The following is a 24,073-nucleotide window of genomic DNA, read 5'->3' on the forward strand; positions in this document are numbered from 1 at the left end:
TCGAATCTGACGGTACGTCAGAAAGAGCACAGGAGCTTCTGACGCAGCCGCCGGTCACAGACAGGGGACGGTGAACCTCCTTGGAATTCGGGCTCTTTGTACAGGGATATGTGGGCAAGCGGGCCGAGACCGACCCGCTCGCCGAGCACAAGGCGCTGATGGAGGAGACCGAGTACGTCATCCAGGCGGACAAGTCGGGCTTCAAGTACGCCTGGGCGTCCGAGCACCACTTCCTGGAGGAGTACTCGCACCTCTCCGCCAACGACGTCTTCCTCGGCTACCTCGCCCACGCCACCGAGCGCATCCACCTCGGCTCCGGCATCTTCAACCCGCTCGCCCAGGTCAACCACCCGGTGAAGGTCGCCGAGAAGGTCGCCATGCTCGACCACCTCAGCGAGGGACGGCACGAGTTCGGCAGCGGGCGCGGTGCCGGCAGCCACGAGATCCTCGGCTTCATCCCCGGCGTCACCGACATGAACTACACGAAGGAGATCTGGGAAGAGACCATCGCCGAGTTCCCGAAGATGTGGCTCCAGGAGGAGTACGTCGGGTTCAAGGGCAAGCACTGGCAGCTGCCGCCGCGCAAGATCTTCCCCAAGCCGTACGGGAAGGCGCACCCCGCCATGTGGTACGCGGCCGGCTCCCCGCCCTCGTACGCGATGGCCGCCAGGAAGGGCCTCGGCGTCCTGGGCTTCAGCGTCCAGAAGGTCTCCGACATGGAGTGGGTACTGGAGCAGTACAAGTCGAACATCGGCAAGGCGGAGCCCGTCGGGGCGTTCGTCAACGACAACGTCATGGTCACCTCGACCGCGATCTGCGCGCCGACCCATGCGGAGGCCGTACGGATCGCCGCGACCGGCGGGCTGCATTACCTCCAGTCGCTCGTCTTCCGCTACCACGACACGTTCCCGCGCCCCGAGGGCTTCCCCGTGTGGCCCGAGACGCTGCCCGAGTTCAACGAGGAGATCATCGAACTCCTCATCGCCGAGGAGCTGCTGATCTGCGGCGACCCGGACGAGGTGCTCACGCAGTGCAAGCGGTGGGAGCAGGCGGGCGCGGACCAGCTGTCGTTCGGCATGCCGATCGGCATCTCCAAGGAGGACACGCTCCAGTCGATCAGGCTCATCGGCGAGCACGTCATTCCGAAGATCGATACGGATCCGGTGCACCGGACCACGCGTTTCCGTGAGGCCGTCTGATCCGGCCGCTCACCCATGGACCGCCCCGGCCCCTCCTTTCCCGGACGGGGGCCGGGGCCCCTGGGGTCGCGGGTTGCACGGGTGACCGACGCGGGGCTGTGCCCCGGACCCCCTGTCGCCCTTCGGGCTCGTCCTCAGACACCGGACGGGCTGGATCGGCGCCCGCACCGGCCGGATCGGCGCCCGCGAACCCGCCACCACTCACCCTTCAGGAGGGGGACGACCTCGTGCTCGATCATCTGATCAAGGGAGCGACCGTAGTCGACGGGACGGGAGCCCTCGCCTACGTTGCCGACGTGGGGATACGTGACGGGCGTATCGCCGTCATCGCCGAGCCGGGGGCCGTGACCGAGCCCGCGGGCAGCGCCGAGGACGCGCGGGGGCGGATTCTCGCGCCCGGCTTCGTCGACCCGCACACCCACTACGACGCCCAGCTGTTCTGGGACCCGTACGCGACGCCCTCCCTGAACCACGGCGTGACGACCGTCGCGGGCGGCAACTGCGGCTTCACGCTCGCGCCGCTGCACGCGGATCGGCCCGAGGACGCCGACTACACGCGGCGGATGATGTCCAAGGTCGAGGGCATGTCGCTGGTCGCGCTCGAGGAGGGCGCGCCCTGGAACTGGAACTCGTTCGGTGAGTATCTCGACGCCCTCGACGGGCGGATCGCCGTCAACGCCGGTTTCATGGTGGGGCACTGCGCGCTGCGCCGGTACGTGATGGGCGCGGACGCGGTCGGCGGGCAGCCGACGCCCGAGCAGCTGGAGCAGATGCTCACCCTGTTCCACGAGGCGATGGACGCGGGCGCGTGGGGCTTCTCGACCACCCAGTCCTCGACGCACTCGGACGGTGACGGGCAGCCGGTCGCCTCGCGGCACGCGCGGCCCGAGGAGCTGCTCGCGCTGAGCCGGGCCGTCGCCGAGCACGAGGGCACGCAGATCGAGGCGATCGTGGCCGGGTGCCTCGACCAGTTCAGCGACGACGAGATCGACCTGTTCGTGGAGATGAGCGCCGCCGCCGGGCGGCCCCTGAACTGGAACGTCCTCACCATCGACGCGGCCGTCCCCGAGCGGGTGCCGCGCCAGCTGATCCCCAGCGAGCGGGCCCGCAAGGCCGGCGGCCGGATCGTCGCGCTGACCATGCCGATCCTGACGCCCATGAACATGTCGCTCGGCACGTTCTGCGCCCTGAACCTCATCCCCGGCTGGGGCGAGGTCCTCTCCCTGCCCGTCGACGAGCGGATCGCGAAGCTGCGCGACCCGGACGTGCGGTCCGGGATGCTGCGGCGCGCGGACAGCAAGGAGGCCGGTGTCTTCCGGCGGCTCGCCCACTTCGGGCGGTACGTCATCGGGGACACGTACTCGGAGGCGAACGAGGGCCTGACCGGGCGCGTGGTGAACGACATCGCGGCCGAGCGCGGCCAGGAACCCTTCGAGTGCCTCGTCGAGATCTGCGCCAACGACCGTCTGCGGACGGTCCTTTGGCCCATGCCCAGCGACAACGACCCGGACTCGTGGGCGCTGCGCGCCGAGACCTGGAGCCATGAGGACGTGCTGCTCGGCGGGTCCGACGCGGGGGCGCACCTGGACCGGATGTGCGGGGCGCCGTACACGACGCGCTTCCTCGGGGACTGTCTGCGCGGGCGGAAGCTGGCGGGGATCGAGGAGGCGGTGAAGATGCTCACCGACGATCCGGCGCGGCTCTTCGGGCTGCGTGAGCGCGGCCGGATCGAGGAGGGCTGGCACGCGGACCTCGTCCTGTTCGACCCGGAGCGGATCGACGCGGGCAAGGCCACCCTCGTCCACGACCTGCCCGGCGACAGCCCGCGCCTCGACTCGAAGGCGATCGGCGTCAACGCCGTGTGGGTCAACGGCGTCGAGGTCATCCGGGAGGACGTCGTGACGGGGGCCGTGCCCGGGACGGTGCTGCGGTCGGGGCGCGACACGAGGACGGTGTCCACCAAGTGACGCGTCAAGTGGACGATTCCCAGCGGCTGTTCATCGGCGGCGCGTGGACCGAGCCGGACGGCGGGCACTACGAGGTCGTCGACCCGGCGTCGGAGGAGGTCGTGGGTCTCGCCCCCGAGGCGTCCCGCGCGCAGGTCCACGACGCGGCGGCGGCTGCCCGCGAGGCCTTCGACGCGTGGTCGCGGACGAAGCCGGAGGAGCGCGCCGCGATCCTGGACCGGGCCGCCGACGTGATGCAGCGCGACTTCGCGGTGAACGCGGAGCTCGCGCAGGCGGAGAGCGGCGCGACGAGCGGGACCGCACGCGGCATGCAGGTCGCGGTGGGCTTGGCGCGGTTCCGCCGCTATGCGAAGGGCGCGCTCGAACCGGTCGAGCAGGCGCTGCCGCCGCAGATCAGCGAGGCGGGACCCATGGGGAAGGCGGGCGTCCTCGGGGCGCTCGCCGTACGGCAGCCCGTCGGTGTCGTCACCTGCATCACCTCGTACAACAACCCGTGGGCGAACCCGGCGGGCAAGGTCGCCCCGGCACTCGCCATGGGAAACACGGTCGTCGTGAAGCCGGCCCCGCAGGACCCGCTGTCGGTGTACCGGATGGCGGCCGCTCTGGAGGAGGCGGGGGCGCCGCCCGGTGTGGTGAACGTGGTCAGCGGGACGGCTGTGGACGTGGGTGAGGCGGCCGTCGACTCGCCGGACGTCGACATGGTCAGCTTCACCGGCTCCACCGCGGTCGGCCGGCGCATCGGCGAGGTGTGCGGGCGCGGCATGAAGCGGCAGCTGATGGAGCTGGGCGGGAAGGGCGCGGCGCTCGTCTTCGACGACCTGGACGAGGCGGGCCTCGCCTCGGCGGTCGCGGGCATCGGCACGACGTACGCCTTCTACAGCGGGCAGATCTGCACGGCGCCGACGCGGGTGATCGCGCAGCGCGGGGTGTACGACGCGCTCGTCGCGAAGCTGACCGAGTACATCGGCTTCATGAAGGTCGGGGATCCGAGGGCGCGGGGGACAGTCGTCGGGCCGGTGATCTCCGCGGCGCACCGCGACCGCGTCGAGTCGTACGTCGAGCTGGGCCGCAAGGAGGGCGCGCGGGTCGTCGCGGGCGGCGAGCGGCCCGCCCTCGACAAGGGCTTCTACGTCGCTCCGGCGCTCCTCGCGGACTGCACGAACGACATGCGGGTCGTGCGGGAGGAGATCTTCGGCCCGGTCGTGGTGGTGGTGCCCTTCGATGACGAGGAGGAGGGGGTGGCCCTCGCCAACGACAGCGAGTACGGGCTCATCGACTACGTGTGGTCGGGGGACGTGGCGCGGGCGTTCCGGGTGGCGCGGCGGCTGCGGGCCGGCGGGGTCGGCGTGAACACGGTCGGCCGGAACATGGAGGCCCCGTTCGGCGGGTTCAAGCAGAGCGGGGTGGGCCGGGACGTGGGCTCGTACGCGCTGCACGCCTACAGCGAGCTACAGTCGGTCGTCTGGCAGGGGTGACTGACTCCTGCCCCCCTCCTACTGCGGCGGCCGGCCGCCGTAGGGCGCCTGCTGCCCGTACTGCGGGGGCTGCTGCTGTCCGTACTGCGGAGGCTGTCCGTACTGCGGAGGTTGCTGCTGTCCGTACTGCGGGGGCTGCGGTGCGCCGTACGGGGGCTGGGCATAGGCCTGGGCCTGGCCGCCGTATCCGGGCGCCTGCTGCCCGTACTGCTGCTGCGGCTGCCCGTACTGCGGCTGGGAGCCCGGCGGGAGGTGGAAGACCTGGCCGGGGGAGGGCTCGTAGCGTATGAAGCCCGCCGCCTGGAGGTACGCGCCGGCCTTCTTGTGGCGCAGGAAGTTGATCCACATGCCGACGCCGGCCAGGACGGCCACGCCGCACCCATAGCCGAGGGCGAGGCCCGGAGAGCTGCCCAGGAAGGTGAACGAGCGCAGGAACGCCAGGAGGACGACCACCCCGACGACCGGCAGCCGCTTCAGCAGCGCGGCCTTGCTGCTCAGGTCGAACAGCACGCGCTTCTTGTTGAGTTCCAGCGTCTGGGGCGGGATCCCGGGCACCTGCGGCGCGTACGGCCAGTACTGCGCGGCGCGCGCCTGCGCCTGCGGGCTCGGGTCGGGGGTGAAGAGCAGTTTGATGGAGAAGATCTCCTGGCGGGCCCCGGCGTACTGATAGCCGAAGAGCTCGGCAGTGGACACCAGCGTCGCGAGCCGCTTCATCATCGACATCTTGGTCGTGAACTCGAACGGCATGCCCCTGCGCATGTGGTCGAACAACTGGACCGTCTGGCGATCTGCCATGCGTCTTCCGCCCCCGTCTCGGCGCGCCCGGCACTGCCGCACCCGCCGCTGTGGCAAACATTCAGGAGGGGCAGCCTAGCCAGCCATGCTGTCCAGGCCACCCCCACCCCGGGGCCGGGCTCCGCTCCTCTTCAGGAAGCTTGGACTCCTACGCCCCCAGGAACACCGGGTTGGTGAACGCGGTGAGCGCCCCGGGCAGGCCCGGGACCGTCGCCGGGTGCCGGACCTCGGCCCGTACGTAGGCCGCGTAGGACGCCGTCGTGCGCCACTCGGCCGTGCCCGACCCGGACTCGGGGAGCGCCGGCGCGGTGAACAGGGTGCCCTGGTCCGTGACCAGGTGGAGCGTGCAGCCCGGGGCGCCCTTGACGTCCAGGCGGACGGTGACCGGCGCGTCGGGGTCCACGTGGAGCCGCTCGCCGATGCCGGCGTGCTCGCCGCGCGAGCCGGACGCCGTGAACGTCAGCTCCACGGACTTCGACTCGGCGACGTACGAGCGGCCCGCCTTGATGCCCGCCTGGATGGCCTCACGGGTCAGGTCGTCGGCGAGGACCACCGTCTGCGGGCCGCCGATGCGGTCCGGGTCGCGGTGGGCGTCGCTGTTTCCCATCGCCGGGATCCACTCCCGTGAACCCCGCACGGAGGCCACGAGGGTGTTGTCCCAGTCGGCGAGGGAGACCTCGTCGTCCGGGGTGTACGGGCCGTTCCACACCTCGACCGCGTCCGCCTCGCCGAAGCCGAACTTCCAGTTGCAGCCGATGCAGGTGGCGTGCGGGTGGGCGGGGACGACGAGGCCGCCGGCGCGGCGGATCTCGGCCGCGTACTTGCCGAAGCGGTTGTCGCGGGCGCGGTAGCGCCAGTCGACGAACGTGCCCGGGTCCGTGCCGAGCGCCACCACGTGCCCGTTACGGGTCGTGATCTCCTCGCCGAGCATGATGAGCAGGTCGTCGCCCGCCTGGTCGGCCCAGTGGGCGTGCGCGGAGTGCGTGTTGTGCTCGGACGAGTTGATGAAGTCCAGGCCCGCCGCGCGCGCGAGCGCCGCGATCTCGGCGGGGGTGCGCTTCCCGTCCGAGTACCAGGAGTGCAGATGGCAGTCCCCGCGGTACCAGGCGCGGCCCCGGCCCTTGGCGCGCGAGGGCGGATAGACGGGCTTCGGGGTCTCGCCCTGCTCGCCGTACGTGAGCGTGATGGTCAGCTCGTACGGGAGGCCCTCGGGCGCCACCGTGTAGGGGGCGAGCGCGATGTGCCAGGTGCCCGCGCGGACCGGGCCCGGGATGTAGCCCGGCGTCGCGTCATCCGCGCGGACGAAGAACTCGGTGCGCGCGCCGCCCGACCAGCCGCGGAAGCCCTCCCCGCCGAGCGCGGTGCCCCGCTCGTCGAACACCCCGATGTCCAAGGCGTTGTTCTGCGTGCCGGCCGGGACGGTCGCCTTCGTGTAGGTGTACGCGACGTGGATCTCGCGGACCCCGCGCGGCACCTCGACGGGCACGTACACGAAGTCGGGCGCGCCGGGCGGCAGCGTCCCCTTCAGGGTGCTCGTCGTCTTCGTACCGTCCGCCGGTGGGCGGCCGTCGGCCGCGCTCGCGAAGCTCACACCGCTCAACGTAAGCGCGGTGGCCGCTCCCGTCACGAACAGCGCGCGTCTGCCGATGCCGTCGCCGTTCGTGTGGTGCATCTCGTCGTCGCACATGCTGCGGCTCCAAGGGTGTCGTGACTGTGTCGTCCGTGACGTGGGTGGTGCAAGCAACCCTGGTATTGAGCCGTGAACTCATCTGTAAGGGAAGGGGACCGGAGTCTTACGTCTGTCCGCCCGGGGAGTCCATGGACTCCTGAGGGGCGGGCCGGTAGTAATGCCCCCATGCGGATCTCGACCACGATTTTCCTGACCGACGAGACCATCACGCCGGTGCGGCTCGCCCGCGCGCTGGAGCAGCGCGGGTTCGCCGGGCTGTATCTGCCCGAGCACACCCATATCCCGGTGGAGCGGGCGACGCGGTATCCGGCCGGGGGAGACCTGCCCGCCGAGTACGGCCGCACCCTCGACCCGTTCGTGGCGCTCGGGCAGGCCGCGGCCGTCACCGAGCGGCTCGGGCTCGGCACCGGCATCACGCTGATCGCCCAGCACGACCCCATCGACCTGGCGAAGCAGATCGCCACCCTCGACCACCTCTCCGGCGGCCGTTTCACGCTGGGCCTCGGCTTCGGCTGGAACGTCGAGGAGGCCGCCGACCACGGCGTCGAATGGCGCACGCGGCGCGAGCTCGGCCGTGAGCGGATGGGCCTCATGCGGGCCCTGTGGGCGCAGGAACCGACCGCGTACGACGGTGAGTTCGGGGTGTCGGTGCGGGCGAGTCACGCCTACCCGAAGCCGGCGGGCGGCGCGCCCCGCACCCTGATCGGGGGAGCGGCGGGCCCGAAGCTGTTCGCGCACATCATCGAGTACGCCGACGGCTGGCTGCCGATCGGCGGGCGCGGACTGACCGAGTCGATGCCCGTGCTGCGGGCCGGCTGGGAGGAGGCGGGCCGCGACCCGGCGGACCTGCACGTCGTCCCGTACGCGGTCCTGCCGAGCCCGGGCAAGCTCGCGCACTACGCGGAGCTCGGCATCGACGAGGTCGTCCTCCAACTGCCCCCGGCGGACGAGGCTTCGGTCCTCAAGATCCTCGACGAGTACGAGCAGTACCTGTAGGCAGTCTCTCCGGGATCTCTGCAGGACGGGCGGCGGGCGCGGGTGAAACGTGTACGTCGCGTGATCCCGCGCACGTCAGCGCGGCGCAGACGTTGTCGGCGGGCGCTCGTATGCTCGGGAGCATGAGTGATCCGGAGGCTGTACGACCCACTGCCAACGCGATGCGCCGCGCGTTGAAGCGGTCCCGCGACGGCGTTGCCCTCGACATGGCCGAGGCGGCGGTCCTGCTCCAGGCCCGCGGCGACGACCTGCGGGACCTGACGGCGTCCGCCGCGCGCGTGCGCGACGCGGGCCTGAAGGCCGCGGGCCGTCCGGGCGTCATCACGTATTCGAAGAAGGTCTTCATCCCGCTGACCCGGCTGTGCCGGGACAAGTGCCACTACTGCACGTTCGTGACCGTCCCCGGGAAGCTGCGCCGGGACGGCCACGGGATGTACCTGTCGCCGGACGAGGTCCTCGACATCGCCCGCCGCGGCGCCGAGATGGGCTGCAAGGAAGCCCTGTTCACGCTCGGCGACCGGCCCGAGGACCGCTGGCCCGAGGCCCGCGAGTGGCTGGACGCGCACGGGTACGACGACACGCTCGCCTATGTGCGCGCCATGGCGATCCGCGTCCTGGAGGAGACGGGACTGCTCCCGCACCTCAACCCCGGCGTCATGACGTGGACCGACCTCCAGCGCCTCAAGCCGGTCGCACCGTCCATGGGAATGATGCTGGAGACGACGGCGACGCGCCTGTGGTCCGAGCCCGGCGGCCCGCACCACGGCTCGCCCGACAAGGAACCCGCCGTCCGGCTGCGGGTCCTGGAGGACGCGGGCCGGTCGAACGTCCCGTTCACCACCGGCGTCCTCATCGGCATCGGCGAGTCGTACGAGGAGCGGGCCGACTCGCTCTTCCAGCTGCGCCGTATCCAGCGCAGCTACCACGGCATCCAGGAAGTCATCGTCCAGAACTTCCGCGCCAAGCCGGACACGGCGATGCGCGGCATGCCGGACGCCGAGCTGGAGGAGCTGGCCGCGTGCATCGCGGTCGCCCGCCACATCCTCGGCCCCTCCGCCCGCATCCAGGCCCCGCCGAACCTGGTCGACGAGGAGTACGCGCTCCTGATCGGCGCCGGAATCGACGACTGGGGCGGGGTGTCCCCGCTGACCCCGGACCATGTGAACCCCGAGCGCCCCTGGCCGCACATCGACGAACTCGCCGCGAAGACCGGCGAGGCGGGCTTCGAGCTGCGCGAACGCCTCACGATCTACCCGGAGTTCATCGAGCGCGGCGAACCGTGGCTCGACCCGCGCCTCCTTCCGCACGTACGGGCCCTCGCCTGTGCCGACACGGGCCTCGCCGACGAGGGCGCGCGCCCCGAGGGCCTGCCCTGGCAGGAGCCCGACGAGGGCTTCACCGCCACCGGCCGCACGGACCTGCACCGCACCATCGACACGACGGGCCGCACCTCCGACCGGCGCGACGACTTCGACGACGTGTACGGCGACTGGGAGGCGCTGCGCGAGCAGGCCGCGCCCGGCATGGTCCCGCAGCGCATCGACAGCGATGTGCGCGCCGCGCTCGCGACGGCGGCCGACGACCCGACGAAGCTCACCGACGACGAGGCGCTCGCCCTGCTGCACGCGGACGGCCCGGCGCTCGACGCCCTCTGCGGCATCGCGGACGACATCCGCAAGACGGTGAACGGCGACGACGTCACGTACATCGTCACGAGGAACATCAACTTCACGAACGTCTGCTACACGGGCTGCCGCTTCTGCGCCTTCGCGCAGCGCCGCACGGACGCGGACGCGTACACGCTCTCGCTCTCCCAGGTCGCCGACCGCGCCGAGCAGGCGTGGGACGTGGGCGCGGTCGAGGTGTGCATGCAGGGCGGCATCCACCCCGACCTGCCGGGCACGGCCTACTTCGACATCGCGAAGGCGGTGAAGGAGCGTGTCCCCGGCATGCACGTGCACGCGTTCTCGCCGATGGAGGTGGTGAACGGCGCGACGCGCACGGGCATGTCGATCCGGGACTGGCTGACCGCGGCGAAGGAGGCCGGCCTCGACTCGATCCCCGGCACGGCCGCCGAGATCCTCGACGACGAGGTCCGCTGGGTCCTCACCAAGGGCAAGCTCCCCACGGCGACATGGGTCGAGGTCATCACGACGGCCCACGAGCTGGGCATCCGCTCGTCGTCGACGATGATGTACGGGCATGTGGACCAGCCCCGCCACTGGCTCGGCCACTTCCGCACGCTCGCCGGCATCCAGCAGGCCGCCTTGTCCAAGAACGTGGGCGGCTTCACGGAGTTCGTGACCCTCCCGTTCATCCACACCAACGCGCCGGTCTATCTGGCGGGCATCGCGCGCCCGGGCCCGACGACCCGGGACAACAGGGCCGTCACCGCCATGGCCCGCGTCCTCCTGCACCCCTACATCCCGAACATCCAGACGAGCTGGGTGAAGCTGGGCACGGAGGGCGCGGCGGAGATGCTGCGCTCGGGGGCGAACGACCTGGGCGGCACGCTGATGGAGGAGACCATCTCCCGTATGGCGGGCTCCAGTTACGGCTCGTACCGCTCCGTCAAGGACCTCGTCACGATCGCGGAGGAAGCGGGCCGCCCGGCGAAGCCGCGCACGACGCTGTACGGGGAGGTCCCGCAGGAGCGGCAGCGCGCGGCGACGGCCTCGGACGGCCACCTGCCGGAACTGCTGCCGGTGCTGGGGGACTGAGGGGGCTTCTTGCGCGGGAGGGGGTGGGGAACCCCGGACTGCTGGGTCTTCCCCACCCCCTCCTCGCTGTCGCTTACCGCCCGCCGAGGTCCTGCCCCAACTGGGCGTTCCTCTCGGGAACATGGACGGCGGCGGCGCCGAACGACGTGATGCCGCTCGTGGTGAGCCCGCCGGTGGCCCCGCGCAGCACCCACGCGGCGCCGGAGTCCGTGTACGTGCCGTCCTCCAGGGGAGCGGCGGCGGCCAGGTCGGCCTTGCCGTCGCCGTTCAGGTCGGACAGGACGACCTGCTGGCCGAAGCCGTCGCCGGTCTCCGAGGCGCCGGGCACGGCGGTCGTGGACTGGTTGAAGGCCTGCGAGCCCGTGCCGGACAGGCCACCGCTGCCGCCCTTGAGCAGGACGACGCTGCCGGCGTCCTTGATGCTGCCGATGGCCTCGCCGGGCACGCCGACGGCGATGTCCGCGTAGCCGTCGCCGTTCACGTCACCGGCGGAGAGGTCGCTGCCGAACATGTCCCCGCTCTCGCCGACCCCGGGCACACCGGCCGTGTCCTGCGTGATGGTCTTCGTGCGGGTCGTCGAGGGCCCGTCCGCGGTCCCGTACATGACGAGGACGGTGCCCTTCTCGTACGGGATGTCCTCGTAGTTGTCGCCGATGTCGTGGACGACGAGGTCGCCGTACCCGTCGCCGTCGACGTCACCGACGGCGCCGCGGAACGACGACGTCAGCGACTTCGCGGTGTGGCTGACGCCGGACTTGCCGCCCTTCCAGAACTTGCTGGCGTACGCGGACTCCTCGAAGCCGTGGCTCGTGACGATGTCGTCGGCGCCGTCCCCGGTCATGTCGCCGACGACGATGTCGGAGGGGCCGAAGGTCTGGCTGGTGGCGATGGTGTCCTGGCTCGCCGGCTTGCCGCTCGCGCGGTCGAAGGGGCCGTAGGAGACGGTCATCCCGGCGACGTCTGCGTTGTCGGACGGGTCGTCGCTGCGCGGGTAGTCGTCGGTGACGAGGTCGCGGTGCCCGTCGCCGTTGAAGTCGCCGACGGCGAACATCCCGGTCGACGTGGGCAGCGCGACACTGCCCTGCCCGCTCAGCCCGGCGGCCGAACCCCAGAGCACGACGCTCGGCGCGCCGCCGAGCCCGGCGACGACGAGGTCGGTGTACGAGTCCCCGTCGAGGTCGCCGCTGGTGACGCGCTCCCCGAAGTAGCCGCCCTCCTCGGCGGCCCCGGGTATCCCGGTGGTGGAGCGGGTGAAGACCTTGGCGTTCGCGGTGTCGGGCCCGGTCTTCCCGCCGTAGACCACGGAGACGGCCCCGGCGGTCGCCTTCCCGGACACGGTCGCGCCCGGCGCCCCGAGCACGAGGTCCCCGTACCCGTCGTGGTTGAAGTCCGTGGCGGGGACGCGCGGCGGAACGGGTGTGGCAGCGGCGGCGGTACCGGCGGCGGACGCGAGTCCGAGCGGCACGGTGAGTGCGGTGACGGCAAGGGCTGTGACGAGAGAGCGGCGCACTGTTCCCATCCTTCTTGGTGTCCTGTGGGGGTGTTCCTGGTTACGTGAAGAAAGACAGGCCATCCGAGGAAAACGTTGTACGCGCCCCGGAGCACGTACGTCCCAAGCCTGTAACAGCGCATGAACAGGCCCGCGTTCGGGACGTGCGGCACACTGAGGGGCAGGGATCTGGCGGTGACGGGGAGGGGTGTGCGCCGTGGGCGCTTCAGGGCCGTCGATGCAGGAGCTGATACGTCGGCGCAGGCGCGCCGGATTCGTGGGCCGGCGTGACGAACTCTCCGCGTTCCGGGGCAACTTCGAGATACCGGTGGACGACGAGCGGCATCGGTTCCTGTTCCATGTCCACGGCAACGCCGGGGTCGGCAAGACCTTCCTGGTGCGGGAACTCGAGCAGGTGGCGCGCGAGCGCGGCGCGCTGACGGCGTACGTCGACGAGGCGGTGGGCAGCGTTCCGGAGGCTCTGGCGGCGCTCTCCTCACAGTTCGCCGCGCAGGGCCACCGCCTCAAGGACCTCGACCGGCGGCTTGCCGCACACCAAGAGCGCCGTCACGAGGCCGAGTCGGCGTCCGCCGCGGCCCTGGTTCCGGAGCAGTCCGAGCCCGCCTCGCCCTCGGCAGGCGGCATGGCAGTGGCACGGGCGGGCCTGGTGGGTCTCGGGCTCGTGCCGGGCGTCGGAGCGTTCGCCGGGGCCGTGGACCCCGCCCCGATCGCCCGTGGAGCCGACCGGCTGAAGGCGGGCCTCAGCGCCCGGCTGGGCAGCCAGGAGGACGCGCAACTGGTCCTGGCGCCGGAGAAGTCCCTGACGCCGGTCCTGCTCACCGAGCTGGCACACATCGCCGCTTCCGTGCCGTGGGTCGTGCTGTTCTTCGACACGTACGAGCGGACCGGGCCGTTCCTGGACGGGTGGCTGCGGGATGTGATGACGACGGAGCGGTACGGGACGCTTCCCGCGAACGTCGTGGTGACCACCGCCGGCCAGCGTGACTTCGATGCGTCGCGATGGGGCGGCTACGCCGATTACGTGGGGAACATTCCGCTCGAACCCTTCACGGAGGCCGAGTCGCGCGGCCTGCTCGCGGACAAGGGTGTGGTCGCCGAGCCTGTCGTCGAAGAGGTGCTGCGGCTGACGGGCGGCCTCCCCGTCCTGGTCTCCACCCTTGCCGAGAGCCGGCCCGCCGGCCCTGACGACGTGGGCGACCCGAGCCCCACGGCCGTCGAGCGGTTCCTGAAGTGGGAACAGGACGAAGTGCGGCGCGCCGTCGCCCTCGCCTGCGCTCTTCCACGCCGCCTCGACGCCGACGTCTTCCGGGCCGCCGTGGGGAGCCAGGACGACGACGCCGCGACGCTGTACGGATGGCTGCGCGGGCTCGCGTTCGTCAGCGACCGGGGCGACCGGGTCCAGTACCACGGGGTGGTGCGCTCGCAGATGCTGCGGCTGCAGCGCCATCAGTCGCCGCGGGACTGGGCGGACCGGCAGACGCGGCTCGCGGAGACGTTCGGCGCATGGCGGGCGGAGGCGGAGGCGGGACTGTCCGGGTCCGACGCGTGGTCGTCGAGGAGCTGGCGCGAGCTGCGCCTCGCCCAGTCGTACCACCTGCTGTGCGCGGGCCCCCGCGCCGCGCTGCCCGGCGTCCTGCGGGAGGCCGTCGACGCGATCGACGAGGGGGAGTCCGTCGGACGGGCCTGGGCGCAGATGATCGCGGAGGCGGGGGACGACACGGGCGCGGACACCGTGGCCGAGTGGGGGCGCGACCTGCTCGGCGCCCTGGAGGCGGGAGGGACCGTCGCGGCCCTGGGGCTGCTCCTCGACCGGGCGGCGCAGGCCCCCCGGACCAGGGCGCTCATCCGGACGGTACGGGGCCGGGACCTGCGCCACGAGAGGGAGTTCGAGCGCGCGGTGGCCGAGTACGACCGCGCCCTCGAGCTGGACGCCGAGCAGGCGAGGGCGTACTACGGCCGCGGCTACACCCGACTCATGCAGGGCCGCAGCGAGGACGGCCTCGTTGATTTGGCCCGGGCCGTGGAACTCGACCCGGATGACACCGACTTCTTGATCGGGCGGGCGGAGGCGCACTGGCTCCTTGACCACCTCCAAGAGGCGCTGGCGGACGCCGACCGTGCCCTGGAACTCGGCTCGGACGGGTACGAGGCCTTGGTGATCAAGGGGCTTTCCCTGTACGACCTGGAGCGCAGTGACGAGGCCCTCGACACGCTCAACCGGGCCATCGCCATGGACCCGACCGACTCGCGGGCGCTGACGTACCGGGCCAAGGTGTGGCGGGACCGGGGCGACGACACGCAGCACTGGGAGGACCTGGACCGCGCGCTGAGCGCGGGCCCGGACGACAGCTGGGTGGCTCTCCAGCGCGGGGAACACCTGCGCCTCGCCCGCCGCTACCCGGAAGCCCTCGCGGAGTTGGACCGGGCCCTGGGCATCGACGACGCGTACGCCGCCGCCTATGCGAGCCGGGGCGTGACCCATTACGCGCTGGACCACGAGGATCTGGCCCTGCGCGACCTGGACCGGGCGATCGAACTCAGCCCTGACTACGGGTGGGCGCTGGTGCAGCGGGCCAGGGTGAGGAACGCGCGCGACGAGACGGCGCAGGCACTGGCCGATCTCGACCTCGCGGTGGAGAGCCAGCCGGACAACGCCTGGTACCGCAGGGAAAGGGCGGAGACCCTTCGCCAGGAGGGCCGGTACGAGGAGGCCCTGGCCGACTTCGACGTGGCTCTCGGCCTGGACGGTACGGACGAGATCACGCATGCCCGCCGGGGAGTGACCCTCAGGAGCCTCGACCGCACCGCGGAGGCGCTAGCGGCTTTCGACCGGGCCCTCGAACTCGACGCCGACTACGTATGGGCACTGGTCCACCGGGCGAAGACGTCGCATCGCCTGGACGCACCGGACCACGCGGTGGCAGATCTGGACCGCGCGAAGGAACTGGGGCCGGATCTGGCCTGGGTGGCCGTCGAGCGCGGCGAGGTCCTGCGCCTGACCCGGCGGTACGTGGAGGCTCTCGCCGAATTCGACCGGGCGATCGGACTGGACGCGGAGTACGCGCAAGCCCACGCGTGCCGAGGCATGACCCTCTACCCGCTCGACCGTGACGACGAGGCCCTGGCCGCGCTGAGCAGATCCCTGGAGCTGGACCCGGACTACGCCTGGGCGTGGGCGCAGCGAGCCGAAGTGAACCGGTATCTGCGTGACTTCCCCCAGGCCCTCGCGGACGCCGATCGGGCAGTCGAGCTCGACCCGTCGTCCGCCTCGTATCTCGAGATTCGCATCAACGTGTCGCTTGCCGTGGGCCGCCTGGACCAGGCCCGGGCGGATCTCGCCCGGCACGTGGAGCTGGGCGGTGACCGGGGGCAGAACCATCTCGCTCGCGCCGTGATCCATCTGTACCAGGGGCATGCGGAGCAGACTCTGGCGGAGCTGGGGCAGCGGGGACCGGCCGGCGACGGGACGGACGGCCCCGCACTTCAGGTCGAGGTCTACGCGCTGCGCCTGCTCGGGAACCTGGCCGCGGCACGGCGCGTGGCGACGCGGCTGCACACACAGGACGTCGTGGCCGGGAGCATAGAACTCGCCCTCACCGCCGGCGTCGGTGACGTGCACGCCGCGGAAGCGCTGTGGCGGGACGCCGGGCAGCTTGCGGCCGACCCGGAACTCGCCACCCGTGTGAAGGATCAGAGCCTTCTGTTGCTCAGTTCCGCGGCTCTCGCCGACTGGCCCGCCCTGGACCGCTGTCTCGCCGAGCTGTTGGCCTCCGGCGCGGCCTGGGACGACCTCACCGAGATCGCACTCGCCCTGACGGAGCTCCTCAACAGTCCCGGCGCGGACCGCACCCGCCTCGCCCCCCGTCTGGCGCGGGTCGTGGCGGCAAGGGACGCCGTTCAGGAACGGTACGCGGCGTAGGCGGCGCATCCCCGTCAGGAGCGGTCGGGGGCGGCTCCCGGCCGCCCTGCTGCACCGCCTGCACGGAGCGGCGCCGAGGTCGCGCGCCCACCCGGACCACGCCGCCCCGCAGGCCGGGACCGACGCGGTCCCGGCCTGCCCGGCCCGGGCCGGTTCCCCCTGATCGACCCCGGCCCGGACGATCGTCAGCCGACCGGCAGGTCCTCGCGCAGGTCGCGTACGTCGCGGTGGCTGAGGCCGAGGGCGCGCCGTCGGCGTCGGCGACGTCCGGCACGTGGCGGTCCGCGCGGGCGGCCGCACCGTCGCCTCCGTCGGCCCGGCGGCGGCGCACCGCAGGTACCGGGCCGCGCCTCGGGACATCGTCCGGTTTGCGGAAGAAAAGCGGGTGAATTGCTCTCAAGGGCGACTTCACCTGTGCCGCTTCGGTTCTCAACCGGGTACGCCCCGTCGATTACAGTGCTGCGCAGTCGTCGCACGCGTAACGAGACCCGGAGGGGAGCTCCCCGTGGCAGCCCCACTGACCCCCAAGCAGGGGGGACCCTCATCGGCCGTATGGGGCCGCGCCGAGCAGCAGGATTTCCGCAGCCGGGTCCGCGGCACGCTCATCGGGGCCGCGCTCGGCGACGCCCTCGGGGCGCCGCTGGCCGGGCTCTCCCTCGAGGAGGCCAGGGCCGCGCACGGTCCGCAGGGACTGACCGACCTCGCTCCCGCGTACGGGCGCCGCGGCGCCGTCACCGCCGCCACCCAGCAGGCGCTCTTCACCGTGGACGGCCTGATAAGGGCGCAGGTGCGGCGCGACACGGGCGCCTGGCATCCGCCGACCGACGTGCACCGCGCCTACCTCCGCTGGGCCGCGACCCAGCGTGACTGGGGCCCGGACGAGCGCCGCAAGGAGGACGGCTGGCTGGCCCGCGAGGAGTGGCTGTACTCGCGCCGCGACCCCTCCCGCGACTGCCTCCTCGGACTCGGCAACGACGTCATGGGGACCCTGGAGAGGCCGAAGAACCCGGCCGCCGCCGGATCCGCGCCGGCCGCCCGCTCGGCCCCGTTCGGCCTGCTCGTCGGCTGGGAGCCGCAGCTCGTCTTCCAGCTCGCCGCCGAGTGCGCGGTCCAGACGCACGGCGCGCCCGCCGCCTACCTCTCCGCGGGCGTGTACGCGGTCCTGGTGCACGGACTCGCGCGCGGCGAGAGCCTGGACGGCGCCGTGCAGCGCGCCCTCGTCCTGCTGGCCGCGCGGCCGGGGCACCAGCCGGTCACGGACGCGCTCAAGCACGCGCTCGGCGCGGTCCGCCAGGGCATGCCGTCGGCCGCCCGTGTCGACGAACTCGTGGGAGACGGGCTCGCGGAGGGCGTGCTCGCCGTGGCGGTGTACTGCACCCTGGTGGGCGAGGACATACGGCACGGCCTGTGTCTCGCGGTGAACCACGGCGGCCCGTCCGAGGCGACGGGCGCGCTGTGCGGCGGCCTGCTCGGCGCCCTGCACGGCGAGACCGCGCTGCCGCCGGGCTGGGTGACCGAGCTGGAGGGCCGCCCCACCGTCCTGGAGCTCGCCGACGACTTCGCGATGGAGATGACGCAGGGGCCCGCCCTGCACAGCCCCGCGGCATCCTCGCCGGGGTGGCTGGCCCGCTACCCGAGGGCGTGAACGCCGAAGCGCCGGACCGGCTGTGATCAGCCCGTCCGGCGCCCGGTGCGGAACAGCCGTTACGAGAGCCGGCCGGGCGGCTGCGAGCCCACCGCCCCGTCCTGCGGCTGCGCCGGCGCCGGAACGGCCGCCGCTCCGGCGGACCCGTCGTCGTCCGTGTTGATGCGCTCGATGAGCGCGTCCCGCTCCGGGGTGTCCTCCGGCTTCACGTAGCCGATGAGGATGTACAGCACGAGCGAGACGGCCAGCGGGATCGACACCTGGTACTCGAGCGGTACGCCGCCCTCGACGCTCCAGTTGATCGGGTAGTTGACCAGCCAGAAGGCGAACAGGCCCGCGGCCCAGCTGGTGAGTGCCGCCGTGGGACCGGACTTGCGGAAGGCGCGCAGCAGACCCAGCATCATGGGGATCGCGATCGGGCCCATCAGACCGGCGACCCACTTGATGACGACGGTGATGATGTCCTTGAACGTGGGCGAGTTGACCTGGGTGGCGACCGCCATCGAAAGACCCAGGAAGACGACCGTCGTCAGGCGCGCGGCGATCAGCCCCTTGTGCTCGTTCCACTGCCGCGCCTTCTTCGAGAACGCGGGCGCCACGTCACGGGTGAAGACGGCGGCGATGGCGTTCGCGTCCGACGAGCACATGGCCATGGTGTGCGAGAAGAAGCCGACGATGACCAGGCCGAGGAGCCCGTGCGGCAGGAGCTGTTCGGTCATCAGGCCGTAACTGTCCGAACCGTCCGGCTTCTGCGCGTGCACCAGGAGCGGCGACACCCACATGGGGAAGAAGAGGACGACCGGCCAGACCAGCCAGAGCACGGCGGACAGGCGGGCCGAGCGCGTGGCCTCGCGGGCGCTGCCGGTGGCCATGTAGCGCTGGGCCTGGTTCAGCATGCCGCCGTTGTACTCGAAGAGCTTGATGAAGAGGAACGCGAGCAGGAAGACCGTGCCGTACGGGCCGACGAGCGGCTTGCCGTGGCCCTGGAGCGCGGGCTCGTCCCAGACACCGAAGAAGCCGCCGTGCGGGCCGAGTTTGCCGACGACCGCCACGAACATGGCGATTCCGGCGATCAGCTGGATGACGAACTGGCCGAGCTCGGTGAGGGCGTCGGCCCACAGTCCGCCGATGGTGCAGTAGACGGCGGTGATCGCGCCGGTGATGAGGATGCCCTGGTTGAGGGAGACGCCGGTGAAGACGGACAGCAGGGTCGCGATCGCGGCCCACTTCGCGCCGACATCGACGATCTTCAGGAGCATGCCCGACCAGGCCAGCGCCTGCTGCGTCTTGAGGTTGTAGCGGTTCTTGAGGTATTCGAGCGGCGACGCCACATGCAGGCGTGACCGCAGCCGGTTGATGCGCGGCGCGAACAGCTTCGAGCCGATCGCGATGCCGAGCGCGATGGGGAACGACCAGGTGACGAAGGATGTCACGCCGTAGGTGTACGCGATGCCGGCGTACCCCGTGAACATGACGGCGCTGTAGCCGGACATGTGGTGCGAGATGCCGGACAGCCACCAGGGCATCTTGCCGCCGGCGGTGAAGAAGTCGGAGACGTTGTCCACGCGTTTGTGGGACCAGACGCCGATCGCGATCATCACGCCGAAATAGCCGATGAGCACGGCCCAGTCGAGACTGTTCATTGAGCCCCCTCCAGGGGTCTGGTCCTACTTATGAACGCCGTTCATGGTGTGGGGAGCCGAAGGGCCAGGACAACGCACTGGATGGTCAAGGGACAGTAAAATCGTTCTACTTATTGACCTATGTTCATGTCCATGAATCTAGATGCGGGCAAAAAGGACCGCACGGCAGTGGGTGCCGTGCGGTCGGGAGGTGCTGCCTGTCCGGGCGGCCCGTCAGGGCCGCGTTCGCAACTACCGCATCAGCTCACCCGCGTTGACCAGAAGCGACTGTCCGGTGATGGCCCGCGCCCGGTCGGACGCGAGGAACACGGCGGCGTCCGCCACGTCCCCGTCCGTGGCCAGTTCGGGCAGCGCCATCCGCTCGGTGAGCCGCGCGAGGACCTCGTCCTGCGGCACCCCCTCGGTGTGAGCGGTGAACTGGACGTACGCCTCGACCGGCGGCCCCCACATCCAGCCGGGCAGCACGGTGTTGACCCGGATACGGTGCGGGCCGAGCTCGCGGGCCATGGAGTACATCGCGGAGGTCAGCGCGCCCTTCGAGGCCGCGTACGCCGCCTGCCACACCTGGGAGGGCGCGGCCACGGCCGACTGCGTGCCGATGACGACGACGGAGCCGCCCCGCTCTTTCAGTGCGGGCAGGCAGGCCCGCGTCATACGCAGTGTGCCCAGCAGGTTCACGTCGATGACCTGCTGCCACGTCGCGAAGTCCGCGTCCTCGAGACCTCCGAAGTAGCTGTCCCAGGCGGCGACATGGACCACGGCGTCGACCCCGCCGAACCGCTCGCGCGCGAGCCCCGCCAGCGCCTCGCACCGGCCTTCGTCGGTGATGTCCGTCGCCGCGTACGCGGTGTGCGTACCGCCCGGGTCGATCTCCGCGGCCGACTTGGCGAGGTTCGCCTCCGTGCGCGCGCCGAGCACGGCGTTGCCGCCGTCGCGCACCACGGCCGCGGCGACCTGGTGGCCGAGCCCCGCCCCGACCCCCGACACGACCACTGTCTTTCCGTTCAGGAGCATCCGGTCGCCTCCCGGCTATGGCAGTTCTTCTGACGGGGCGTCAGAGTAGGCCCGTCCGGTGGAGGAAGGAAGGGGAGCGTCGTGAGCGAGGACACGAGGAGCGAGGTGTACGCGGAGCTGGCATCGGTCGGCCCGTACGGGGTGCGCCCCGGGCACGCCCTCATCACCATGGTCGAGCCGCACCCGGGCCATGAGTACGCGTACAACCGCTGGTACGAGGACGACCACTACTACGCCGGCGCGATGGCCATGCCCTGGATGTACTCGGGGCGCCGCTGGGTGGCCACGCGCGAACTCCAGCTGCTGCGCTACCCGGAGAAGTCGGCGGTCGCGCAGCCGGTCACCGCGGGCTGCTACCTCTCCACGTACTGGATCACCGACGGCCGCTACGACGACCACATGAAGTGGACCGTCGGCATCAACAAGCGGCTCAACAGGGACGGGCGCGTCTATCAGGACCGCACGCACGTCTTCACCGCGTTCCAGGACCACGCGGCGACCGTGTACCGCGACGGGGCGGCCGGACCGCGCGACTACCACGCACTCGACCACCCTTACCGGGGTCTGGTCGTGGAGGTCATCGACGCCGAAGGGCCCCAGCGGCGCGACGAGTTGCTGGAGTGGCTGCGCTCGCGCCACCTGCCGAAGCGGATCGCGGGCTCACCGGCGGCGATGGTCACGGTCTTCCGCCCGACGCCGCTGCCGGGGGACCGGATGTCGTACGTGAAGCAGGTCGAGGGCGTCGACACCCGTCTGACGCTCCTGTGGTTCCTGGAGGCGGACCCGGCGGACTGCTGGGAGGACCACTTCACGGGGCTTGAGGCGGCGGTTCACGAGTCGGGCCTCGGCCGCGTCGAGCTGGTGGCGCCGTTCATCCCGACGATCCCCGGCACCGACACGTACGTGGACCGGCTGCGCGGGTGACCCGCTGAAAAAAGCCGAGCCCCCTCGGCCAGGACGGCGGGCCAGTCGAGAGGGCTCTTTCAGTACCGCAGTGGTGTTCTGTTGGTGCCGAAATGATGCTGTGGTGCTGAGTTGATGCGGTGATGCCGAATGGGTGCTGTGCTGCGATGGGTGCTCTCCGATGCCTCAGGCGGCGTCGAAGGCACCCCGGCCGACCTCGGTCACGAAGGAGTTCCATGAATCGGGGGCGAAGCCGATCGAGGGCCCTTCGGGGGCCTTCGAGTCCCGCACCGCGATCGCGTGCAGGAGAGGGGACTTGACCTCGACGCACGCGCCGTTCCCCGTCGAATAGGAGGACTTGGTCCAGGAATTCGTGCCGCCCTGCTGAATTGCCATTTTTGCTCCGGTTTAGCCAGTGGTCGAATGTGCTGCACCGCTCCTGTGAAGCGGATTGCGCCAACGTGGTGCTTGATGGCGTGATCGACGCTACTCGCCAACATCGGTGCGCGAAGAGGCCATTCACTCGACCGGATGGCATATTCCATGGGGGTCTTCCGCCCCACCGCGGCGAAGGTGTACCGTGCGGCACTCTTCTCGCGGGGGGCGGATTCTGTCCCTCTGGACCGCCTTTGGCCCTTCCCTAGACCGTTTCCTGGAGCGCGTAATCCTGGGCGATCTTCGCGATGAACTGTCGGGATTGCTCCACATTCAGCGCCTGTGCCCGCAGATGCTCGTACATCACGCTGTACTTCTGCACATCGTTGGCCTTTTCCAGATAGAGGTCACTGGTGACGCCCTCGATGTAGACGACGCTCGAATCCGCGGCGTCCGGGAACTCCAGAATCGCGTACTGGCCGTTCAGGCCCGGGTGCGCGCCCATGTCGAACGGAATGACCTGCACGGTCACATGGGGCAGCTGCGACTGCTCGACCAGGTGCTCCAGCTGCTCGCGCATGACGGCCCGGCTGCCGACGACGCGACGCAGCGCCGACTCGTCGAGGACGGTCCACAACCGCAGCGGGTTGTCCGGGGCCACGATGCGCTCCTGGCGGCGGACACGGACCTGGACGCGCTTGTCGATGTCGGTCGGCGTGGTCTCCGGGAGCGCCCCGGTGATCAGCGTCTCCGCGTACGCCCGGGTCTGCAGCAGGCCGGGCACGACCTGCGGATCGTAGACGCGCAGGCTCGCCGCGTCCGTCTCCAGGCCGATGTAGACGCTGTACGGGATGTCGCCGAAGGAGTGCCACCAGCCCTGCTGGCGGGAGTCCTTGGCCATTTGCATGAGTGAGTCGACGATGCGGTGGTCCTCGACCTCGTAGACCCCGCACAGGTCACGGACGTCGCGCTGGCTGATGCTGCGCCGCCCGTTCTCGAGCCTGCTGATCTTCGACTGCGAGACCAGGAGCCGCTCGGCCACCTCTTCGGCGGTCATGCCTTTGAGCTCGCGGAGCCGGCGCAGCTCCTGGCCCAACCGGCGCCGCCTGACGGTGGGATTGACGTTGGACGCCACGGGACGTGCACCTCCGGCTGCGTGCCTCTGTGATTCTTTGCGTATCGTGCGAATCTGCTGCTCAGCAGATTGCCACCCTGGGCTTCATACCGCTGGGAAACGGCGGATATGCGCAGCGGACACGACAGTTGGGCATGTGGCCGGACATGCGGCCGCGCGGGGTGCCGGCCCGTGTCGTCGTCCCGACGTCCGGATCCGGCACCCCGCGCGGCTCAGCGGCTCCCGGACCGGTCTTTGGGGACTGCGGTGCGGCGCTGTTGCGGTGCGGGCTGTTCAGTTGATGCGGTGCTGCCGGTGTTCTCGCTCAGTGCGCCACGGCACGGGCCATCGACCCGTGATGCGGCTGCATCGGCACCCTGCCGGGCTCCGGTGCTCCCCTGCCCGGCGGGGCCGGGCTGCGGCGTGGCTGAGCGGCCACACCGTTCTGGACGTCCATCACGGCGTGCGCCACGAGGCCGCCCATGGGGTCGTGCCTGATCAGGTCCCGCAGCCGGGAGCGGGACGATCGTCCCTCGTTCCCCGGATACAGGTGCTTGCCGAGTCCGACCGCGTGGGCCAGTGCGGCGAGCGCCGCGGTCCGTGGGTCCGGCGGTACGCCGGTACGGATCGCGCTGTCCAGCCGGGACCTGATCTCCCGGCTGATGGCCGTGTCCGTCGCCTGGTAGCGAGTCGTCGGCAGCACTCCGCACATCTGGCCGGCCACGGCATGGACCATGCCGCACCTTTCCAGATGCGAGAGATACGTCTGGCGCAGCCCCAGTCGGGGCCCGCCGATCCAGTGCACCGCGCGTACCGGGGTGCCGCGCCTTCGCAGCAACTCCAGTGCGCAGTCCAAAGTCGGATCTCCGGTCGGCCGTGGTGCCACCACGGCGATACGATCCCCGTCTGGGGCTATCCGTCCGGCCAGCGCCAGCTCTACTAGCTGTGCTCCGGCCAGACCTAGGTCGAGCGACTGCGGCTGCGCTGTGGTACCCGTGGCCGGGTCCAGAGCGAGCAGCAGAAGCTCCTCCGGAATTGTTCTGCGGCTCCTGCCCATCCATGCCTCCCCGCGTGGATGAATGACAGGGTGACCCCTCTCACATTGGTC

Annotated in this window: 16 protein-coding genes; 8 read left to right on the plus strand and 8 right to left on the minus strand. The window is 71.1% G+C overall.

What is annotated here, in order from left to right; translation table 11 throughout:
* Positions 1-80 precede the first annotated feature (80 nt).
* From ACWIGU_RS18315 to ACWIGU_RS18325, 3 genes are all read left to right on the plus strand, one after another.
* Positions 81-1,199 (plus strand): LLM class flavin-dependent oxidoreductase, encoded by a 1,119-nt coding sequence (locus tag ACWIGU_RS18315; protein ID WP_356288150.1) that lies wholly within the window; start codon positions 81-83, stop codon positions 1,197-1,199.
* 227 nt (positions 1,200-1,426) lie between these two features.
* Complete coding sequence (locus ACWIGU_RS18320) at positions 1,427-3,166, plus strand: N-acyl-D-amino-acid deacylase family protein (RefSeq protein ID WP_454402041.1); 1,740 nt, start codon at positions 1,427-1,429, stop codon at positions 3,164-3,166.
* Positions 3,163-4,641, plus strand: a complete 1,479-nt coding sequence (locus ACWIGU_RS18325; protein WP_454402043.1) for an aldehyde dehydrogenase family protein — start codon at positions 3,163-3,165, stop codon at positions 4,639-4,641. The genes ACWIGU_RS18320 and ACWIGU_RS18325 overlap by 4 nt, the downstream gene beginning before the upstream one ends.
* Before the next feature lie 18 nt (positions 4,642-4,659).
* On the opposite strand, the gene ACWIGU_RS18330 is transcribed toward ACWIGU_RS18325, so the two are convergent.
* The gene (locus ACWIGU_RS18330) at positions 4,660-5,436 is read right to left on the minus strand and encodes a hypothetical protein (RefSeq protein ID WP_454402045.1); all 777 of its coding nucleotides are present in this window, start codon (positions 5,434-5,436) and stop codon (positions 4,660-4,662) included.
* Positions 5,437-5,584: 148 nt separating this feature from the next.
* Positions 5,585-7,123, minus strand: a complete 1,539-nt coding sequence (locus tag ACWIGU_RS18335) for a CehA/McbA family metallohydrolase (RefSeq protein ID WP_454402047.1) — start codon at positions 7,121-7,123, stop codon at positions 5,585-5,587.
* A gap of 168 nt (positions 7,124-7,291) precedes the next feature.
* On the opposite strand from ACWIGU_RS18335, the gene ACWIGU_RS18340 reads away from it, so the two are divergent.
* Together ACWIGU_RS18340 and ACWIGU_RS18345 are read left to right on the plus strand one after the other, a co-directional pair.
* Positions 7,292-8,122: an LLM class F420-dependent oxidoreductase gene (locus tag ACWIGU_RS18340; RefSeq protein WP_454402049.1), complete on the plus strand. Its 831-nt coding sequence runs from the start codon at positions 7,292-7,294 to the stop codon at positions 8,120-8,122.
* 122 nt (positions 8,123-8,244) lie between these two features.
* Positions 8,245-10,842 carry a bifunctional FO biosynthesis protein CofGH gene (locus ACWIGU_RS18345; RefSeq protein WP_454402051.1) on the plus strand — a complete coding sequence of 866 codons (2,598 nt, stop codon included), beginning with the start codon at positions 8,245-8,247 and terminating at the stop codon, positions 10,840-10,842.
* Positions 10,843-10,915: 73 nt separating this feature from the next.
* Here ACWIGU_RS18345 and ACWIGU_RS18350 read toward each other — a convergent pair whose 3' ends face one another.
* A complete protein-coding gene (locus ACWIGU_RS18350; protein WP_454402053.1) occupies positions 10,916-12,361 on the minus strand; it encodes an FG-GAP-like repeat-containing protein in 1,446 nt (481 codons plus the stop codon).
* A 187-nt stretch (positions 12,362-12,548) separates the two neighbouring features.
* On the opposite strand from ACWIGU_RS18350, the gene ACWIGU_RS18355 reads away from it, so the two are divergent.
* Together ACWIGU_RS18355 and ACWIGU_RS18360 are read left to right on the plus strand one after the other, a co-directional pair.
* Positions 12,549-16,271, plus strand: coding sequence for a tetratricopeptide repeat protein (locus ACWIGU_RS18355; protein WP_454402055.1), 3,723 nt, complete (start codon positions 12,549-12,551; stop codon positions 16,269-16,271).
* Between the two features lie 505 nt (positions 16,272-16,776).
* On the plus strand, positions 16,777-17,916 hold the full coding sequence (locus ACWIGU_RS18360; RefSeq protein ID WP_454402057.1) for an ADP-ribosylglycohydrolase family protein: 1,140 nt from the start codon (positions 16,777-16,779) through the stop codon (positions 17,914-17,916).
* A gap of 59 nt (positions 17,917-17,975) precedes the next feature.
* On the opposite strand, the gene ACWIGU_RS18365 is transcribed toward ACWIGU_RS18360, so the two are convergent.
* Both ACWIGU_RS18365 and ACWIGU_RS18370 read right to left on the minus strand, forming a co-directional pair.
* Entirely contained in the window at positions 17,976-19,559 is a 1,584-nt protein-coding gene (locus ACWIGU_RS18365) for a sodium:solute symporter family protein (RefSeq protein WP_454402059.1), read from the minus strand.
* Between the two features lie 231 nt (positions 19,560-19,790).
* Entirely contained in the window at positions 19,791-20,573 is a 783-nt protein-coding gene (locus ACWIGU_RS18370; protein WP_454402061.1) for an SDR family oxidoreductase, read from the minus strand.
* An 81-nt stretch (positions 20,574-20,654) separates the two neighbouring features.
* On the opposite strand from ACWIGU_RS18370, the gene ACWIGU_RS18375 reads away from it, so the two are divergent.
* Positions 20,655-21,497 carry a hypothetical protein gene (locus tag ACWIGU_RS18375; protein ID WP_454402063.1) on the plus strand — a complete coding sequence of 281 codons (843 nt, stop codon included), beginning with the start codon at positions 20,655-20,657 and terminating at the stop codon, positions 21,495-21,497.
* A 165-nt stretch (positions 21,498-21,662) separates the two neighbouring features.
* Here ACWIGU_RS18375 and ACWIGU_RS18380 read toward each other — a convergent pair whose 3' ends face one another.
* The 3 genes from ACWIGU_RS18380 to ACWIGU_RS18390 all read right to left on the minus strand — a co-directional run bounded on the left by ACWIGU_RS18380 (position 21,663) and on the right by ACWIGU_RS18390 (position 24,022).
* Positions 21,663-21,872: a DUF397 domain-containing protein gene (locus tag ACWIGU_RS18380; protein WP_356288190.1), complete on the minus strand. Its 210-nt coding sequence runs from the start codon at positions 21,870-21,872 to the stop codon at positions 21,663-21,665.
* Between the two features lie 244 nt (positions 21,873-22,116).
* Positions 22,117-22,986 (minus strand): helix-turn-helix domain-containing protein, encoded by an 870-nt coding sequence (locus tag ACWIGU_RS18385; protein ID WP_454402064.1) that lies wholly within the window; start codon positions 22,984-22,986, stop codon positions 22,117-22,119.
* A gap of 304 nt (positions 22,987-23,290) precedes the next feature.
* A complete protein-coding gene (locus ACWIGU_RS18390) occupies positions 23,291-24,022 on the minus strand; it encodes a GOLPH3/VPS74 family protein (RefSeq protein WP_116512478.1) in 732 nt (243 codons plus the stop codon).
* Positions 24,023-24,073 lie beyond the last annotated feature (51 nt).

The organism is Streptomyces sp. NPDC055400 (genome assembly GCF_053644375.1).

Bases quoted from the DNA above. Each gene is read 5' to 3' on its own strand.
- ACWIGU_RS18390 (WP_116512478.1), bottom strand. From the start codon at position 24,022: ATGGGCAGGAGCCGCAGAACAATTCCGGAGGAGCTTCTGCTGCTCGCT.
- ACWIGU_RS18350 (WP_454402053.1), bottom strand. From the start codon at position 12,361: ATGGGAACAGTGCGCCGCTCTCTCGTCACAGCCCTTGCCGTCACCGCA.
- ACWIGU_RS18370 (WP_454402061.1), bottom strand. From the start codon at position 20,573: ATGCTCCTGAACGGAAAGACAGTGGTCGTGTCGGGGGTCGGGGCGGGG.
- ACWIGU_RS18345 (WP_454402051.1), top strand. From the start codon at position 8,245: ATGAGTGATCCGGAGGCTGTACGACCCACTGCCAACGCGATGCGCCGC.
- ACWIGU_RS18340 (WP_454402049.1), top strand. From the start codon at position 7,292: ATGCGGATCTCGACCACGATTTTCCTGACCGACGAGACCATCACGCCG.
- ACWIGU_RS18330 (WP_454402045.1), bottom strand. From the start codon at position 5,436: ATGGCAGATCGCCAGACGGTCCAGTTGTTCGACCACATGCGCAGGGGC.
- ACWIGU_RS18365 (WP_454402059.1), bottom strand. From the start codon at position 19,559: ATGAACAGTCTCGACTGGGCCGTGCTCATCGGCTATTTCGGCGTGATG.
- ACWIGU_RS18380 (WP_356288190.1), bottom strand. From the start codon at position 21,872: ATGGCAATTCAGCAGGGCGGCACGAATTCCTGGACCAAGTCCTCCTAT.
- ACWIGU_RS18335 (WP_454402047.1), bottom strand. From the start codon at position 7,123: ATGTGCGACGACGAGATGCACCACACGAACGGCGACGGCATCGGCAGA.